Annotated in this window: 17 protein-coding genes and 1 other annotated feature; of the genes, 12 read left to right on the forward strand and 5 right to left on the reverse strand. The window is 33.6% G+C overall.

The window, feature by feature from the left end; genetic code table 11:
• Positions 1 to 180 precede the first annotated feature (180 nt).
• From ABH960_RS19365 to ABH960_RS19375, 3 genes are all read left to right on the forward strand, one after another.
• Entirely contained in the window at positions 181 to 537 is a 357-nt protein-coding gene (locus ABH960_RS19365; protein WP_002085167.1) for a hypothetical protein, read from the forward strand.
• Positions 538 to 564: 27 nt separating this feature from the next.
• A complete protein-coding gene (locus tag ABH960_RS19370) occupies positions 565 to 1,062 on the forward strand; it encodes a GNAT family N-acetyltransferase (protein WP_242245678.1) in 498 nt (165 codons plus the stop codon).
• Positions 1,063 to 1,226: 164 nt separating this feature from the next.
• Positions 1,227 to 1,763: a DUF1697 domain-containing protein gene (locus ABH960_RS19375; RefSeq protein ID WP_016091496.1), complete on the forward strand. Its 537-nt coding sequence runs from the start codon at positions 1,227 to 1,229 to the stop codon at positions 1,761 to 1,763.
• A gap of 41 nt (positions 1,764 to 1,804) precedes the next feature.
• On the opposite strand, the gene ABH960_RS19380 is transcribed toward ABH960_RS19375, so the two are convergent.
• Positions 1,805 to 2,209: a hypothetical protein gene (locus ABH960_RS19380; protein ID WP_012261049.1), complete on the reverse strand. Its 405-nt coding sequence runs from the start codon at positions 2,207 to 2,209 to the stop codon at positions 1,805 to 1,807.
• A gap of 209 nt (positions 2,210 to 2,418) precedes the next feature.
• Here ABH960_RS19380 and ABH960_RS19385 point away from each other — a divergent pair, with 209 nt between their 5' ends.
• Complete coding sequence (locus ABH960_RS19385; RefSeq protein ID WP_002013097.1) at positions 2,419 to 3,588, forward strand: ParM/StbA family protein; 1,170 nt, start codon at positions 2,419 to 2,421, stop codon at positions 3,586 to 3,588.
• Positions 3,589 to 3,599: 11 nt separating this feature from the next.
• A complete protein-coding gene (locus ABH960_RS19390) occupies positions 3,600 to 3,935 on the forward strand; it encodes a hypothetical protein (protein WP_404447617.1) in 336 nt (111 codons plus the stop codon).
• A 219-nt stretch (positions 3,936 to 4,154) separates the two neighbouring features.
• Here the strand turns inward: ABH960_RS19390 and mleBCA are convergent, their stop codons facing one another.
• Entirely contained in the window at positions 4,155 to 5,012 is an 858-nt protein-coding gene (gene mleBCA / locus ABH960_RS19395; RefSeq protein ID WP_404447620.1) for a BCA family alpha/beta fold macrolide esterase, read from the reverse strand.
• A 236-nt stretch (positions 5,013 to 5,248) separates the two neighbouring features.
• Here mleBCA and ABH960_RS19400 point away from each other — a divergent pair, with 236 nt between their 5' ends.
• Entirely contained in the window at positions 5,249 to 6,175 is a 927-nt protein-coding gene (locus tag ABH960_RS19400; protein ID WP_404447623.1) for an NADP-dependent oxidoreductase, read from the forward strand.
• Between the two features lie 55 nt (positions 6,176 to 6,230).
• On the opposite strand, the gene ABH960_RS19405 is transcribed toward ABH960_RS19400, so the two are convergent.
• A complete protein-coding gene (locus ABH960_RS19405) occupies positions 6,231 to 6,935 on the reverse strand; it encodes a class I SAM-dependent methyltransferase (RefSeq protein ID WP_404447626.1) in 705 nt (234 codons plus the stop codon).
• Positions 6,932 to 7,834 (reverse strand): SMP-30/gluconolactonase/LRE family protein, encoded by a 903-nt coding sequence (locus tag ABH960_RS19410; protein WP_404447629.1) that lies wholly within the window; start codon positions 7,832 to 7,834, stop codon positions 6,932 to 6,934. The genes ABH960_RS19405 and ABH960_RS19410 overlap by 4 nt, the downstream gene beginning before the upstream one ends.
• 140 nt (positions 7,835 to 7,974) lie before the next feature.
• Between ABH960_RS19410 and ABH960_RS19415 the strand changes: the two genes are divergently transcribed.
• Together ABH960_RS19415 and lysS are read left to right on the forward strand one after the other, a co-directional pair.
• Positions 7,975 to 8,145, forward strand: coding sequence for a DUF2197 domain-containing protein (locus ABH960_RS19415; RefSeq protein ID WP_071734470.1), 171 nt, complete (start codon positions 7,975 to 7,977; stop codon positions 8,143 to 8,145).
• 71 nt (positions 8,146 to 8,216) lie between these two features.
• Positions 8,217 to 8,472, forward strand: a binding site (T-box leader).
• A 77-nt stretch (positions 8,473 to 8,549) separates the two neighbouring features.
• Positions 8,550 to 10,103, forward strand: coding sequence for a lysine--tRNA ligase (lysS, locus tag ABH960_RS19420; protein WP_404447632.1), 1,554 nt, complete (start codon positions 8,550 to 8,552; stop codon positions 10,101 to 10,103).
• 59 nt (positions 10,104 to 10,162) lie between these two features.
• Here lysS and ABH960_RS19425 read toward each other — a convergent pair whose 3' ends face one another.
• Positions 10,163 to 10,591, reverse strand: a complete 429-nt coding sequence (locus tag ABH960_RS19425) for a cell wall hydrolase (protein WP_001128405.1) — start codon at positions 10,589 to 10,591, stop codon at positions 10,163 to 10,165.
• Between the two features lie 159 nt (positions 10,592 to 10,750).
• Between ABH960_RS19425 and ABH960_RS19430 the strand changes: the two genes are divergently transcribed.
• From ABH960_RS19430 to ABH960_RS19445, 4 genes are all read left to right on the forward strand, one after another.
• Positions 10,751 to 11,665: an acetamidase/formamidase family protein gene (locus ABH960_RS19430; RefSeq protein ID WP_404447635.1), complete on the forward strand. Its 915-nt coding sequence runs from the start codon at positions 10,751 to 10,753 to the stop codon at positions 11,663 to 11,665.
• A 125-nt stretch (positions 11,666 to 11,790) separates the two neighbouring features.
• Positions 11,791 to 12,498 (forward strand): response regulator, encoded by a 708-nt coding sequence (locus tag ABH960_RS19435; protein WP_404447638.1) that lies wholly within the window; start codon positions 11,791 to 11,793, stop codon positions 12,496 to 12,498.
• On the forward strand, positions 12,495 to 13,478 hold the full coding sequence (locus ABH960_RS19440; RefSeq protein ID WP_341093259.1) for a sensor histidine kinase: 984 nt from the start codon (positions 12,495 to 12,497) through the stop codon (positions 13,476 to 13,478). Before ABH960_RS19435 ends, ABH960_RS19440 begins: the two co-directional genes overlap by 4 nt.
• Positions 13,479 to 13,678: 200 nt before the next feature.
• Positions 13,679 to 14,578: a LysR substrate-binding domain-containing protein gene (locus ABH960_RS19445; RefSeq protein ID WP_341091590.1), complete on the forward strand. Its 900-nt coding sequence runs from the start codon at positions 13,679 to 13,681 to the stop codon at positions 14,576 to 14,578.
• The last annotated feature ends 66 nt before the right edge of the window (positions 14,579 to 14,644 follow it).

Here is a 14,644-nt window from a genome sequence, read left to right on the forward strand (position 1 = left end):
AAGAAAAATTAAACCACCTATCCCCTAAAGAATTTAGGGAACAGATGGTTTAGGTGTTTTGATATGTGTCCCGTTTTCGGGGTTCACTTCAAAATTGTACGGGGTTTTTCTGTAAGATTAAATATTCAGTTTATTTTCAAGGGAATATATGGTTTAATAATGAGGGGAGGGACAGCCGTTATGATTAAAAAAAGCGCACTCATATTAGGTAGTTTATGCATAGGTTTTAGTATGACAGCGTGTGACCAGAAGAAAGAAGTGAAGAAGAAAACAGCTATGTCTTCTACTATAACGGAAAATAAAAAGCAAGAGACCATTAATATAAATCATTTCTCAAATATTAATGAAGGAATGACTTATTTAGAAGTGAAAGATTTAATCGGTTTTGAAGGGGATTTACTCATAGAAGAAGGGGAAGAACATTCTACACGAATTAAGCAAATTTTTGCTTGGAAAGGAAACGATCCAAAATCATTTGCTAAAATAACATTTTTGGATGGAAAAGTGCATTCTAAAACACAGCAAGGTTTAAGTTAATAACTTGAAGGAATGGGAGAGTTAAGCATGAACATACATACAAGCGAAATACAATTAGTGCCGTATAAGGAGCAATATAAAGAGATAATACAATCATTTACTTTACCAAGTGAACAAGTTCAATTTACAGCGAATCCAGGTGAATTACTGGAGAAAGCGAAAAATGATCGAACGAAAAATGTAGTTGTTATTTTAGACTATAACGGAGTACCTGTCGGTGTATTTATATTACAAACAGGTGATAGGGTACAGGAGTTTACAGAAAATAAGGATGCCATACTTTTAACCTCTTTTTCCGTTAATCACAATAAACAAAAGAAAGGATATGCTAAAAAATCATTGGCGTTATTACAAGACTTTGTAAAATATTATTATCCAATAAAAAATGAAGTGATTCTCGCTGTAAATGAAAAAAACATTCCGGCACAAAAGTTATATGAGAAAGTTGGATTTCAAGATAAAGGGTTTAGAAGAATGGGACCAATTGGACAACAATTCATATTACATTTGCCTATAACGAGATAATGAGATAACAAAGCTTACTCTTGAAAAAAATCATGTAGTAAGTTTTTTAATTTGAGATATTTTCCGTACATGATATGTTAGATGTATTAAAGTAAGTATTCGAGAAGCATGAAGGTGCAAAACAATTCGATTGTTAAGCATTTAAATACGTGAGGGGTAATCATATGACAATTTATATTGCACTACTACGGGGAATTAATGTAGGTGGACATAAAGTAATCAAAATGGCAGATTTGAAAATAATGTTTGAATCAATAGGGTTAAAAAGAGTGAAAACATATATTCAAAGTGGAAATGTAGTGTTTGAGTCAGAAGAAGAGATAAGTTTTTTAAAGGAACGAATTGAATGTGAAATTAAGAACGTTTTTGATTTCAATGTTCCAGTCATGTTACGAGCAAATGATGAATTTATTAATATTATTAAAAAGTGTCCTTACGAGACCCATTCGTTATTAGAAGGAGAAAGTGTACATGTGGCCTTTTTAGCTAATCTACTTTCTGAAGAAGACAGTAAGCGGTTACTTATGTGCAAAAGTGACATAGAAGATTGCCATATCGAAGGAAGAGTAGTGTATTTATTTTTCAAAAAAAGCATTCGGAATTCTAAACTAATGAACCAGTTTCAAAAATTACATACGCCAGCTACAGTAAGGAACTGGCGGACTGTGAATAAGCTGAAAGCAATAGCAGAAGGTATTTAAACATAAAAAAGTGGTTTTCTAAATGCAGAAAACCACTTTTTTTATTTATATTGTTTGGCGACAATGAGTTCAACAATAGGGAAAATAAGAAAGGAAGAACAGAGTGCAATAAAGAGTGGAAGGTTTTTTACACCATCCAAATTGGAACCCATAGAAAATCCTTCCGAGCAGAGTAATATAAGGAACATAACACCTACAAGCACAAAATACGCGATTTTAAAGCTTTTATAGGTAATTTGTTGTCCCATCTCATCTTGACTTTCTTCCGATACTCCGTTTGGATCTCCCCATGTAATATGATTTATTAAATTACTAAGTATTAAAGAAGCAGCGAAAATAGTCCCGCCCAAAATTGAACCTTCAGTTATGTATTTGTATGTGCCATGTACAAGTATAGCGATTAAAGATAAAGTTATGATTACAAAAATAATTTTTTTAGTATTCAATATATAATTGCACCTCCACCTTTGTAAAAAACTCTTTACATCCATAGTATAAAATTGGAAAAGCTTCATGTCAAACGTTTTTTACATATGAAGTGAATGTTTAGGATGTTTTATTTTTGAGATAAATAAAAAATTACAATACATTTGAATGTAAAAGAATGGGCTCGCATATATTTGGAAGGGATGTCAGATTAATTTAGGGGGTAGTTATGTCTATTCTTTTAAAAGCGGGTGCAGATGCAGGAAATAATGGTTTGAAGTTAATGGTGAAAGGGCAGGAACCTATTTTTATTCCGAGTATTTATTCTTTATATATAGGTGAGTCTACGGGGTTGTTAGATGAGGGTGAAGTTTCATCGTCAGAATTAGAGAATCACATTGATGTGACCATTAGTTCTCCATCGCTAATGTTAAATAATGTACGATACATCGTTGGAGAAAAAGTGATTCAAGATCAATTAAAAGGTACTGAAGTGGAGAAGAAATCAAATAAATCTACTGATGAATTAATGGTCATTACAATCCTTTCAGGTTTAGCGATAAGTGCTATGCGTCAAAGTCCAACTTCAAGTCATATTAATATTCGTTATGATTTATCTGTTGCTCTTCCAATGCAACTTATTACACAGGAAATTGCTGCTGAAAATGCGAAACGGTATATGGGTAATCACAAGGTCATATTCCATTATCCAAATGGACGCGATGTTACGATTAATGTTTCTATTGAGTTTTGTAAATGTCTACCTGAAGGCGCTTCTGGGACGTGGGGGATTGTATATGATGAGGAAGGAAATGTTGTGAAACATAAAATAGAATGTGAACAAAATCAAGTTTCAGAAATTGATTTTGTAGATAAAACTTTATTGTCTTTTGATATTGGCGCGGGGACAACGGAAGAAGTTGTTTCATTAGGGGTAAATTTCCGTCCGCAATTAAGTAAAGGATTATCGTACGGTGTAAAAGAAACGTTACTACAAATTATTACGAGATGGAATCGGAAATATCCTACGAAAACAATTGATAGCATTACAGAATTTAACCAAATTTATTTAAATGAAAAGCACCCAAGAAATGCATTGTTAGTTGAGGAATCGCAGCCAGCATTTTTAGGTTTAGCAGCACGTGTCGCAACGGATATTATTAACAAAATTGATGATATGAAAGACGATCCATATGTATTTATTTATGGTGGGGGCGCAGTTATTATTAAAAATAGCTTAAAAATGATTTTGAAACAAAAAGGACGCTTGAAAAATGTGATCTTTGTAGATAACCCGTTATTCACCAATGCTCGCGGGTTATTAGTATATACATGTTCGCCAAAATATAGAGAGCATAAGCAAAAAGAGTTAGGGTTTACAAACTTAACGATAAGTTAGTTGGTGGAAGTATGCGATCTAGGCGATATAAACGTGGTGATCGAGTGAAAATTAATATTAATAAATCAGTATCGCCTGAAATGATTGCTTGGCTTAATAAACAATCTAATCCAACTAATTTCTTTTTCTTTGCGGCCCAGCAATTATTTAAACAAGTAGGAGATATTGATGTATCAAAAACCTTGCCAAATAGCCATGTTTTTTCTTTATATATAGAACCATCATCTCTATTAAAAGTTGAAATGAATCCATTTAAACACGTACCACTAGAAAATAGTAAATCCACCGAAAATGTAAAAAAAAAATCGTGGGAATCTGTTGACCAGTTAGATTGTCCATTTTTTTAAGCATAGAAAAATATAGGTAGAGCCCATCACTATACATACGAATGCAGTGATGGGTTTTTGATATTGTATCGTAATCTTTATAAAGTGAAACTATAATCAGTGGGGGTTTTGTTCATCCCCCACTGATTATTAGCCTTCACCAATCGGGTGTTTACTGCCCACAAATAGCGGGATAAATAGAAGGGGCAAAACAATTTGAGCCCCTTCTAATAGTTGTTCTTATCTTATACGGGATATATGTTCTGAAACTGCTTTAATAATTTTATCCCAGTCATCGGGATGAATCTCGTGCCCTGTACCTTCAAGGGATAATAGCTTTGAGTTCGGAATTTCATCAATAAGTGCGAGTCCATGTTCAAGTGGAAGAGCTGTATCGTCCGTACCGTGAATTACTAAAGTAGGTACTAGTAACGACTTTAGTATACCTTCATAAGAATCATCACCTGTAAGGAGGGCGTGATTAAACATACTTAATAGATTGTTAGCACGTTCTATTTCTTGCTTTACTTGTTTTAAAGTTCTTGCTTCATCAAATATACGCTTTGATCCACAGAGTAGACGTGATCCTGTAATTAAATATTTCGCTATAATATCTTTATTTGTCCAATCTAAATTTGCACCATTAGCATGATGTGTCAAAATTCTTTCATCCATTGGAGGCAAATCACGAGTATTGTTATCAGATCCAATAACGCTTGTTGCTAGTAATGTTAAGGTCAAAATTCTTTCTGGGTGTTTTACTGCAGCAATTTGAGCAATCATACCTCCTAATGACATGCCAAAAAGGTGTGCCTTGTCAATATGATACGCATCGAGTACTCCGATTGCATCTTCAGCCATGTCTGCTACAGTGTAATTGAAAGTCCCAGGCTCATATGTAATAGAGCGACCAACATCACGGTTATCATAGCGAATGACAAATCTTCCTGTGCTAGCTAACCTTTCACAAAATTCTTCATCCCAATAAACCATTGAACACGTAGCTCCCATAATTAATAATATTGCTGGGTTATTAGGATTGCCAAAGCTTTCTGTACATATATCGATACCGTTTACTTTGAAAACTTGTTCACTCATAGCACACTCTCCGTTTCATTTAAAGGTCATTAATAAATAAAGAGAAATATAACTTTGGGTGTTTCTTAGGCGTAAATTAGATTGTATTTAAGTGAAATAAATGTTTTTTGCACTCATGATGCTTAATTAGTAGAGTAGCATAAATATCACCTCCTAACATATTTATTGTCATCCAAGGCGGAAAATTTTGAAAAATAATTGTTTGTTATTACAATAAACAACAAGGGGGAGAGGAAATGAAAGCAATTGTTATTGATCAATATGGTAGTGTTGAAGAATTACAAGAAAGACAAGTTCCTAAACCAGTTGTTAAATGTAATGAAATATTAATACGTATACAAGCAACATCTGTCAATCCTGTTGATTGGAAAATAAGAAAGGGAGAATTACAAGAGAAGCTGCAATTTTCATTTCCAATAATATTAGGTTTAGATGTTGCTGGAGTAATTGAAGAAGTTGGAGAAGATGTGGACCATTTCAAAATAGGAGATAAAGTGTTTACGAAACCAGAAAATATAGGGAAAGGCTCCTATGCTGAATACATTACAGTGAAATCAGATTTAGTAGCACATAGGCCAAATAATATTAGTTTTGAAGAAGCTGCGTCTATACCTCTTGCAGGACTAACAGCTTGGCAAAGTCTTGTTGATTACGCACAAATAAAAGAAAATGATCGAGTATTAATTCATGCTGGAGCGGGCGGAGTAGGTAGTTTTGCAATTCAAATCGCAAAATCATTTGGCGCCTTTGTCGCTACAACTGCAAGTAGTAAAAATGAAGAGTTTTTAAAGTCTTTAGGTGCTGACCTCATTATTGATTATAAAAAAGAGAAATTTGAAGAGCTGCTATCAGATTATGATATTGTGTTAGATACAATCGGCGGAGAAGTACAAGAAAAAAGTTTTCAAATTATTAAATATGGTGGTGTTCTAGTTTCTATCGTTCATGAACCATTTCATGAAGTAAAGGGCATAAAATCAGGGTTCTTATGGTTAAAACCAAGTGGAAAGCAATTAGAAGAATTAACTAGTTTGATCCAGGATGAAAAGATAAAACCGATTATTAGTAAGGTTGTTCCGTTTAGTGAACAAGGAGTTAGAGAAGCTCATATTTTGAGTGAAAGTCAGCATACTAGAGGGAAAATTGTAATTACGATGGAATGATGTTTACATAAATATATGAGTGGTGACTTAAAAAAATTGTCACCACTCATATAAACTACAATTTTTGCATGACAAAAGTAATCGCATTCGTATTTAATTGAATGTGTGTACCGTTTCGTACAATATTATACGCTAAATTTTTTATTTCAACTTTTACTTCTTGCCATTCGGTATAAACGCCTTTTAGTGTCCGTATCATTTCTTCCATAGAAAGGTTAATTTCAATTAAAGCATCTAATTCTTGATTCGTTTCCAAGTCAATTTCTTGAATGTTAGAGTTAACTATTAAACAATTGATACCACCACTCTTTGTCCCATTTTTCATAGAGTGAAGCACTTTTTTAAAATCGTCTATTGATCTGACGTGTTCTAAACTTGATACTGCAACGATGTAGTCATAAGTATTAGGAGCAATATAGTAGTTTTCAATTGCTACTTGTTCCGTTTTTATGTATTCAAATACACCATATTCTTTGCTATAAACTTGTAACTTCATTAAAGCCGAATCGAGTAGATCAACACAAGTAACAGTGCCGCCACTATTCGTGATTTTTTGTGCAATCGGAATACTGTTTCTACCGACACCAGAGCCAAGGTCAAGTATTTGTAGGTCTTTCTGTCCTTCAAAATAGTTCAGCATGTCCATAACTGTTTTAACAGGTTTATAAAGCCAAGATCCCGCTTCGAATAATTTATATTGTTCATAGCAAAGATCGTGATACTTTTTCTCTTCTCGTCTTATGTAATCGATTCTGTTCATAGTGTTTCAGCTCCAATAGTTTCATGGCGAAATGAATAGGTTGGACAACCTTTAACATTCATTTGAATTCGAAATATACCACCAGCATGTGGGTACAGTTTTAATTCCGCATCCGTCATTCTTGTTCTGGCTGTTGTGATATATAAATCGGTCAAATTAGATCCTCCAAATGTACACGACGTTACATATAAAGCAGGAATCGGAATACTTAAAATCTGTTTTCCAGTAAAGGGATTCCATCTAGTAATCTTCGAGCCTCCCCAATGTGCAATCCATAAACAACCTTCTACATCAATTGTCATACCATCGGGTATACCTTCATTTTCAGGGAAAATGATAACATCTGTTGGATTGCTAATTACACCAGTATGTATATCATAATGAAAACGGACTACTTTTTTGGTAGGTGTATCAATAAAATAAAGGTATGTATCGTCAGGAGACCATGCTATGCCGTTTGATGTATTTACATGTGCAACTTTTTTATCTACGTTGAAATTATTGTTTAAACAATACAAGGAACCAGCAGCATTAATACCGTATAAGTCTGTAGTGCCTGCCCAAAAGCGGCCAGCCGGATCGCATTTCCCGTCATTAAAACGATTTTCTATTAAATGTGGTTCAGGATCATAGATATGTGTAAGCTCTTCTGTATTTAGATTAAAAGAATAAAACCCTCTTTCTAGAGCTAAAAGTACTACATCATCTAGATATGGAACGACACAGCCGATTTGCTGATTGAGGGCAATCACTCGGTTTGAATTATTAGTGGGGGTATAAATGCATAGTTTTTTCTCCATAATATCAACCCAGTATAAAAGCTGCTTTTGTTCATTCCAACATGGTCCTTCAGCTAAACTTGCTTTAGCATCTAAAACTAATTCTATATTATTGAACAAGATGTTCACCTCGCTTTATAAGATATTTATATAATTCGATAAGAATAGAGGTAAACCTTTTGTGAGAGATTATTAAGATTTGCAATGTCGAAAACAGACCTTTTCAAGTTATTAAAAAATGTATAAACACTGTGAGGAAAATGCATATGATGTTTTATGAGATTGTTTGCTTTTCGTGTAAAAATATATTCCGAGTATACGAAGGAAGTGAAAAATATAAGCGATTTAAGGAGAAACCGAAAGGGACATATTGTTGTGATGAGTGTAGCCACAGAATTCAATTAGAAGCGATAAAAAATTTTTTTAGGTAGTTTTATATTTTTGTTCAGAAAAAATTGACAATAAACACATAATAAATTATCATATGTAAAAATCAATATTTAAAATGGCATTGAAGAGAAGAGTAGTTAAGAAAGAATACGTACAGAGAGCTCTGGTAGCTGAGAAAGAGCGGTATACATCTTAATGAAAAAGACTTGGAGCTGCGCAAGGAACTAATTTATTTAGGGATGGTGCGACGGGTTCTCCCGTTATAGAGATAGGGTATAAGCATATTTTGCCGTACCTGAAAAGGTTAATATGGTGACGTATTAACAAACTGAGGTGGTACCACGAAGCTAATAACTCTCGTCCTCAAGATGAATAATCTTGGGGGTGGGAGTTTTTTTGTTGTATAAAACTGAAAATGTGAAAATACAATTGAGGTGAGTGGCATATGCATTGGGCGTATGAAGTAGCACCTGAATTAATTAGAAAACATCCAAACAAAGAAACTTTTGTTTGTGCAGCTGGAATTAGTCCATCTGGTTCTGTTCATATTGGGAACTTCCGTGAAATAGTAACGACTTATTTCGTTGTAAGGGCTCTGCAAGATTTAGGGAAAAAAACTCGGTTTATCTTTTCATGGGATGATTATGACAGGTTTAGAAAAGTTCCTAAAAATATTGATCCTTCTTTTGCAAAATATATTGGTATGCCATACTGTGATATTCCAGATCCGTATGGGTGTCATAACTCGTACGCAGAGCATTTTGAAAAAGAGTTTGAGGAATCGCTTCAAGCATTTGGAATTGAAGTAGAATTTATTTATCAACATGTTGAATATAGAAGCGGAAGGTATAACGAAAACATATTAGAGTCTTTGTATAAAAGAAAAGAAATATATGATATTTTAATGGGTTTTAAAACAGGAATACACCGAGAAGAAGATAGAGAAAACTTTTATCCCGTTACGTTATATTGTGAGAGCTGCGGGAAAGATGCAACAACTATTACCCATTTTGATGAAGTATTAAAAACAGTTCGGTATGACTGTGAATGTGGAAATCAAAATAAATTATCCGTATTAAATACAAGTCAAATGAAACTGAATTGGAAAATCGATTGGCCGATGAGATGGATGATAGAGGATGTTATTTTCGAACCGGGCGGAAGAGATCATTCATCGGAAACCGGTAGTTATAATGTATCAAAAGAAATTGCAAGGAAAATATTCAATTGTGAAGCCCCTCAATACGTTGCTTATGATTTTATTGGAATTAAAGGGCATCATGAAAAAATGTCCAGTTCTTCAGGGAATAGTATTACACCTAGCGACTTATTAAAAGTGTATGTACCAGAAGTAATTCTTTTTATGTTTGCAAAATATAGGCCCGGCGCAGCTTTTCACATTGGACTTGATGAAGATGTAATTCGCAATTATACAGAGTATGAGAGATTGAAGGATAGTTATGAAAATAAAACACTCAAAAATGAAGATTTATTTGATGCAATTAAACTTTCTAGACTAGATAGCCGATTTAAAGAATATCCAAAGTTTAATCAAGTAGCAGGAACTTTACCGTTATTAAATTTTGATTCATCTATTTTACAAGATATATTAGAGAAAATAGATAGGAGCTATGCATTACCTGAAATGATAGCGATAAGTAATCGTGCTGAGTATTGGATAAGAAACTTTCAATCTAAAAAATTAATTGCGGTAAATAAAGAGAAAAATACGGAGTTTTATAACACATTGGATGAAAGGCAGAAAAAATGGCTAGTAGAAGTTTGTAAAATACTTCGTTCTAATAACGATCATTCTAAACTAATGGAGCAATTGTATACGATTTGTCATCATGAAAATAAAAAAATAATGAAAGAAAATCAAAAACAATTATTTACCATTATTTATAGGCTCGTTATGAATCAATCAAGTGGTCCACGTATACCGTTATTAATACATGTGGTAGGCATCAGAAGATTCATCACATTATTAGATTTCTAAACTACAGTAAAACAACGCAAGTACTCAAAAAAATAAGTACTTGCGTTGTTTAAGTTTAGTTATCTTGAATACATTTTCGGACATTCATCACCACGTGGTTCATAAAAACAATGGCTTTTAAATTGTCCTGCAAACGGCTGGTTATACCATTCGGGTGGACAAGCTCCAACTGGACGAAAATACCAAAGAGCCCATCGTGCTGGCCAGCGCCATTCACCTTGTAAAACTTTTCTTGCGATTTCTTTTTCTGATTCACGGGCACGTTGATAAAAGTAACCGTATTGAACAGCTTCGAATCCGCCAGGGCTTTGATATACTGCATCACGCACAGATCGAAGCTCTTTAAAATCTAAACAATCACAAAACACACGATTTACGACAACGCAGCCAACAAGTTGTTCACCTTGTCGGCCTTCACCCTCAGCTTCAGCACGGATTAAACGTGCTAATAAATCAACGTCACTTTCGTTGTATGGAATAAGGGGCATTGTAATACCACCTTTCTTTACCTGTTATAGTAAAGAGTGTATGTTTCAAAATGAGCTAAGTGCATTTTTCTTGAAAATAACTACTAATTTTAAAAAGGAGCTTATACAGATAAAAGCTAACTATTATATAGAAGATAAAAACGAAAAAGGAGAGGTATTATGCATTGTATTCATAAAGAACATATCATTTACGCAATGTCACCAGAAAATAATCCATGTATTGAAGTAGAAATTGGGAGCCGTCTTGTATTTGAAACATATGATTGCTTTGAAAATCAAATTGATTCTGAAGATGTTGTGTTTCAAGAGTTAGATTGGAATCGAATTAATCCAGCAACTGGACCTGTATATATTAAAGGTGCAGAACCTGGCGATATTTTAGTCGTAATGATTGAAAAAATTAAAATTGCAGGGCAAGGCGTTTTAACGACAGGTGCGAACCTTGGTGTAATGGGTGATAAGTTAAATGAAAATATAGTGAAAATTGTCCCAATACATAATGGACATGTTTCATTTTCAAAAGAACTGCAAATTCCGATTAATCCAATGATTGGTGTGATTGGTACTGCACCGAAAGAAGAGAGTATTTCATGTGGCACACCGCATGATCATGGCGGGAATATGGATTGTAAAGAGATTAAAGAAGGAACAACGTTATTATTACCTGTAAATGTTCCTGGTGCTCTTTTAGCATTAGGTGATTTACACGCTGCGATGGGTGATGGTGAAATTGGTGTTAGTGGAGTAGAGGTTGCTGGTGAGGTAACTGTAACTGTTCAAATTATAAAAGAAAAGAAATGGCCACTACCGATGGCGATCCAAAAAGAAAAAATAATGACAATTGCTTCAGAGAAATTGTTAGATAATGCAGCGAATCGTGCTGTACGTAATATGGTGACATTTTTACATGAAGAATTAGAAATGTCTAAAGCTGATGCAACTCTTTTATTATCAGCAGCAGGTAATTTAAAAGTATGCCAAGTTGTGGATCCACTGAAAACAGCGCGGATGGAACTAGGAAGGGAATATGTGGAGAAGTTAGGGTTTTCTCTAAGTCAATTTCATATTAAATAAAAAAAATAGAAAAAGGATACTTTTGTATAAAAGTATTCTTTTTCTATTTTACGGATTTTGTGAAAAGAGGTAGTATTTATTTATATAAGTATATTTGAGATTGTGGATCAAAAAGGAGTTCAGAAATGGTTAAAATTATGATTGTAGAAGATGATATGAAAATTGCGGAGCTATTATCAACTTATGTTGCGAAATACGGTTACCAAGGAATTGTTATATCGGATTTTCAAAATGTGTTAGACATATTTTTAGAAGAACAACCAGAGCTAGTTTTATTAGATATTAATTTACCAAGCTTTGACGGTTACTATTGGTGTCGTCAAATTCGTGCGGTTTCCACATGTCCAATTTTATTTATCTCGGCCCGTGAAGGTACGATGGATCAAGTTATGGCGTTAGAAAATGGTGGCGATGATTTTATTCCGAAGCCTTTTCATTATGAAGTTGTAATGGCAAAAATTCGTAGTCATTTAAGACGTGCTTACGGAGACTATGCACCGAAACTAGAAGAACGAATGGTTGAGCAACAAGGTCTTTGTTTATATCCAGAAAGACTTGTGTTAAAACTTAGGGGTCAAGAGATTGATATAACGAGAAACGAAGCTATTTTATTAGAGACGCTAATGAAATATTATCCACGTGTTGTGAGTAGAGAAGTATTATTAAATAAATTATGGGATAGTGAATCTTATGTTGATGACAATACATTAAGTGTAAATACCACACGTGTGCGTAAAAAGTTAAAAACGTTACAAATTGAAGGAGCAATTGAAACGATTCGTAGTGTTGGATATAGGTTGCATATTACTTGGGATACTGGTATGGAAAAATGATAAAGCTGTTTATACGTGATCATATACCACTCATTTGTTTTACAGCGATCCAACTACTAGCCATATTCCTAGTTTATTGGTTTGATGGGCATAATCATATTTCAACGGCATTATATGCAATGTTTTTAGGTGCTTTTTTTATGGTAAGTTATTTAGTTTTTCGTTATTTTACACATCGTTCTTTTTATGAACGTTTAGCAAATCCATTGCAATCTTTGGATGAATCTGTTCAAAAATCTGATTTTGCAGTTTTATCTACTGCACTTCAAGATCTGCTTGATGCACAATATCGTCATTATCAAAATCAGCTGCAATTACAAGAGAGAAAAAATAATGATCATTTAACCTTTATGAATCAGTGGATTCATCAAATGAAAACACCTCTATCTGTAATAGAATTAATTACACAGGATGAAGTGGATTCACGTTTTGAAAGTATTAATGAGGAAACAGATCGGTTGAAAAAGGGATTAGAGATGGCATTATATGTCGCACGTTTAGAAGCATTCACACAAGATTTTTATGTAGAAAGAGTACAACTACATAAAGTAGTAAATGATTCCGTGCATGAACATAAACGCTTCTTTATCCGGAATTTTGTATATCCAGAGCTTGAAATTGATAAAGGTATTACTGTAGAAAGTGATGCGAAATGGTTGCAATTTTTAATTGGACAAATTATATCGAATGCGATTAAATACTCATCAGGTAGTAGAGAAAAGATTAAAGTGAAAGCATGTAGGGAAGGTAATACAGTTGTACTTGAAATTATTGATAGTGGCGTAGGGATACCGAAGCAAGATTTGCCAAGAGTATTTAAACCTTTCTTTACAGGAGAAAATGGTAGAGATTTTAAAGAATCAACTGGAATGGGGCTATATCTTGTATATGAAATTACAAAACAATTAGGACATAGTGTAGAAATCCATTCAGAAGTTGATAAAGGTACCGTTGTACGAATTAAATTTTGTAATGTGTAAAAAGTAAACAAGGCTAAAAAACTTTTGAGATAAGTTTTTTAGCCTTGTTTTGTACCCTTGATAAAATTGGAGAATGAAATATTATATACGTAAGAGAAGCAAAACGAATCCGATAAGAATAAATGAAATACTACATACATAAACGCTTTTTAATAATAAAATAGAATCCTTTATAAGTTGCGAATGATAGGGGGCTTGAAATGGATATTCGGAAAATGAGATATTTTATAACGGTGGCAGAAGAATTAAACTTTAGCCGTGCAGCAGAACGTCTTATGATGGCACAACCACCTTTAAGTCAAGAAATTCGTAAATTAGAAGAAGAATTAGGAGTTCAACTTTTTCATCGAACGAAAAGGATGGTTGAACTTACCGATGCTGGAAAAATATTTCTAGAAGGTGCACGACAAACGTTACTTCAAGTAGATAGAACCATTAAAGAAACACAGCTTGCGAATGAAGGGAAGATAGGACATTTAATAATCGGTTTTGTCGATTCTACAGAAACCGTTATAAATGTATTAAAAAAATTTCGAGAACGGTTCCCCAGAATCCAGCTCATATTACGCGAAATGACAACAGATCAACAAATAAAAGCGCTCTATGAAAAACAAATTCATATTGGATTTATTCGTTCCAAGCAGAATAATGAAATATTAACTTCCGAAGTTTGTTCTGTAGAATATTTAAAACTGGTTTTGCATGAAGAGCACCCTTTCGTTTCGTTACGTAAAATTCCAATCAAATCATTAGTGGATGAACCATTTATTTTATTTCCACGTCATTTTGGTACAAATTTTTACGATTTAATTATTAGTTACTTTTGGGAACATGGAGTAAGTTTAAATATTGTTCAAGAAGCGATTCAAATGCAAACGATTGTGAATTTAGTTGCAGCAGGAATGGGGATTTCTGTCGTTCCATCATCAGTGGAAAGTTATAAAAAATCGGGAGTCATATATAAAGAAATTCAAGAAAATACCCCGAAAATAAATTTATATGTTGGATGGAGACTAGATGAAAAGTCTGTTGTGTTAGAGAACTTTTTAACAGTTATTAGAGAGGTTTATACGACTTCACAATGTGAATTTAAAAGATAAAAGCCCATCTTTATAGGATGGGCAGTGTGGATTTGGAAAGGAAAGCTTCTTTATAGGGAGAATTCA

Origin of the sequence: Bacillus sp. RC252 (genome assembly GCF_044909215.1) — a bacterium.
GTDB lineage: Bacteria > Bacillota > Bacilli > Bacillales > Bacillaceae_G > Bacillus_A > Bacillus_A mycoides.